Source organism: Streptomyces sp. NPDC050704 (genome assembly GCF_040654355.1).
In the GTDB taxonomy this organism is placed as follows: Bacteria; Actinomycetota; Actinomycetes; order Streptomycetales; family Streptomycetaceae; genus Streptomyces.
This window is the reverse complement of record NZ_JBFAHW010000255.1, coordinates 1-2731: the sequence shown is the minus strand read 5'-3', so window position 1 is coordinate 2731 and position 2731 is coordinate 1. Positions and strand designations below refer to the sequence as shown.

The window sequence follows — 2731 nt, the reverse complement described above, 5'->3', positions numbered from 1 at the left end:
CGTCGGCGCCATCCTGTTCGGCGCGATCGCCGGCCTCACCTTCCACGCCCTTTCAACCTGGCGCCCGCCTCGGCCGGCGCCCCAGCGGGCCAAACCCCATGTGGTGATCGTAGGTGGTGGTTTCGGCGGGGTGGGGGCCGCGCGTGAACTGGACCGGCGGGTCGGCCGCGGGCTCAACGCTCATGTGACGCTGATCAGCGACTCGAACTTCCTACTGTTCACCCCGCTGCTGGTCGGCGTCGCCTCGAGCTCGGTGGAGGCCAGGCATGTGAGCGCCCCGGTGCGTGCCGGGCTCAACCATGCCTCCTTCCTGCACGGGCGTGTGGTCTCGATCGACACGCGGACACGTAACGCGTATGTCTCCGCCGGCAAGGAGGGGATGCTCCGCGTGCCGTACGACCAGCTGGTCCTGGCGGTTGGCGCGGTGCCGCACTTCTTCGACCTGCCGGGAGTGGGCGAGCACGCGTTCCCGATGAAGTCCGTCGAGGACGCCACCAGGCTGCGCGACCAGGTGCTGGGCGCGCTGGAGCGGGCCGACCTCGAGGCGGACCCGGCCGAGCAGGCCGGGCTGCTGACGTTCGTGGTGGCCGGCGGCGGATTCGCCGGGACGGGACTGGTGGCCGAACTGTTCGACCTGGTGCATGACGTGCTCCACTTCTATCCGCGTCTGCACGGGCTGCGGCCCAGGTTCGTGATCGTGCACGCGGGTGAGCGGCTGCTGCCGGAGCTGTCGCCGATGCTCGGCCTCTACGCGCAGGGCAAGCTCGACAGACGCGGCATCGAGTTCCGCCTCGGCGCGCGCGTGAGCAAGGCCACCGCCGAGGACATCACGCTCGACTCCGGCGAGACCATCCCCACCCGCACCCTGGCCTGGACGGCGGGCAACCGGCCGAACCCGCTGGTGCAGCAGGTCATGCAGCCGCCGCTCGCCGTGGAACCCACCATGCAGGTCCCCGGCGCACCCGGCCTGTGGGCGCTGGGCGACTGCGCGAGGATCCCCGACCCGGCGGGCGGGGTCTACCCGCCGACAGCTCAGCACGCGATCCGCGAAGGCAAGGCGGCGGCGCGGAACATCGCCGCGGTCCTCGGCGGACACCGTCCCGTCCCGTTCCGCTTCGGCGGGCTCGGCGTGCTGGTCTCGCTGGGGCACCGCACGGCGGCCGGCGAGATCGGCGGCCGACGGGTCTCCGGTTTCCTCGCCTGGGTCCTGTGGCGCTCGGTCTATCTGAGCAAGATGCCCAGTGTGGAGAAACGGCTGCGCGTGCTCGCCGACTGGACCCTCGACCTGGTCTTCCCCAGGGACATCGCCCTCTCGACCAAGGACGACCGTCATGCGTAACGCTGGATTCGGAGCCCTCGCCGGCCTCGCAGGAGGGCTGGTCTTCGGCGCAGTGATGGTGCAGATCGGATTCCTGCCCACCGTCGCGGCAATCGCCAGAACCGACTCACCCGTCGTGGGCTTTGCCGTCCACCTGCTGATCGCGGCGATCATCGGGAGCATCTTCGGCGTGCTGGTCGCGCGCCAGCGCGAGCTGCTGTTCTGGGGACTCGCGTACGGCGTGCTGTGGTGGTTCCTCGGGCCATTGACGCTGCTGCCGATCCTGCTGGGCGAGCCCGTGGCCTGGGACGTGGCGACGGCGCAGAACCTGATCCCCAGCCTGCTCGGCCACCTGGCCTACGGAGCGGCCACGGCCACAGGCCTCGCCATGCTGTCGCGCAAGGAGCGGCAGCTCAAGCCCGGTCTCCTGGTGCGCGCGTCGGCCGCCGGGCTGCTCGTCGCCCCGCTACTCGGCCTCGGCTGGAACGGGCTGATCGTCGGTACGCTGGTCGGCGCCTCGTACGCGATGATCTTCGGCGACGCCCGCGAGGGCAGCGGCCCCGCCCTGATCCGCGGCGCCGCCTTCGGTTTCGTGTGGTGGGTGCTCGCGGCGGTGACGGTCTGGCCGCTGCTGGACGGCCGCGGGTTGGAGTGGTCGCCCGCCGCGGTACGTACCGCCGTGGCGGATCTGCCCGGCTATGTGTTGCTCGGTGCCGGTGCGGCCCTGCTGATCTGCTGGCTGGGCGGTCTGTCGCGGGCGGTGTTCTCCGATGACGTACGCCATGCCCTGGAGGGACGCCTGGCGGTCGGTGGGCGGGTGATCTCGGTCTGGCATGGTGTCATCGCCGGGCTGGCCGGCGGCGTAATCTTCACCGGCGTCATGGTCGCCGTGGGATTCCTGCCGGCCGTCGCCTCCCTGGTCGGCTCGGACTCCGCGGTCGTCGGCCTCGTCATCCACCTGCTGATTTCCCAGGTCATCGGCGTCACCTACGCGGTCTTCTTCCGCCGTCGCAGCTTCGACCCGGCCTCGGGGATCGGCTGGGGTGTGTCCTACGGCTTCCTCTGGTGGGTCCTGGGCAACCTGACGCTGCTTCCCGTGCTGCTCGGTGCCGCACCCCAGTGGAGCGCCACCGCGCTGGCCGTGTCCTTCCCCTCCCTCGTCGGCCACCTCGCCTACGGCGCCGTGCTCGGCCTGGTGTACCAGCGGCTGGAGGAGCGGGTCAGCCCATGGCACCTGACCCGCAGCGAGGCGACTGCGGCCCGGGCGGCCGCGCGTCACGAGCAGACGCTGAGCGCGGCCCCCGCTCTGTGGAGCCTGATCACCTGCGTGGCCCTGCTCATCCCCATCCTGGTGTCCTAGGCAGCCGGGGCGGACAGGATCCGGAAGGCCGTGGAGCGGGTGGCGTCGCCACC

Annotated in this window: 2 protein-coding genes; both read left to right on the top strand. The window is 71.3% G+C overall.

What is annotated here, in order from left to right:
* Positions 1–1339, top strand: a 1339-nt coding sequence (locus AB0I18_RS51860) for an NAD(P)/FAD-dependent oxidoreductase (RefSeq protein ID WP_363112860.1), incomplete at its 5' end; no start/stop codon positions are given.
* Positions 1332–2678 carry a DUF6789 family protein gene (locus AB0I18_RS51855; RefSeq protein WP_363112859.1) on the top strand — a complete coding sequence of 449 codons (1347 nt, stop codon included), beginning with the start codon at positions 1332–1334 and terminating at the stop codon, positions 2676–2678. The genes AB0I18_RS51860 and AB0I18_RS51855, both read left to right, overlap by 8 nt.
* Positions 2679–2731 lie beyond the last annotated feature (53 nt).

What these genes read in the sequence shown, in the direction of transcription:
- AB0I18_RS51855 (WP_363112859.1), top strand. Translation starts at nt 1,332, where the DNA reads ATGCGTAACGCTGGATTCGGAGCCCTCGCCGGCCTCGCAGGAGGGCTG.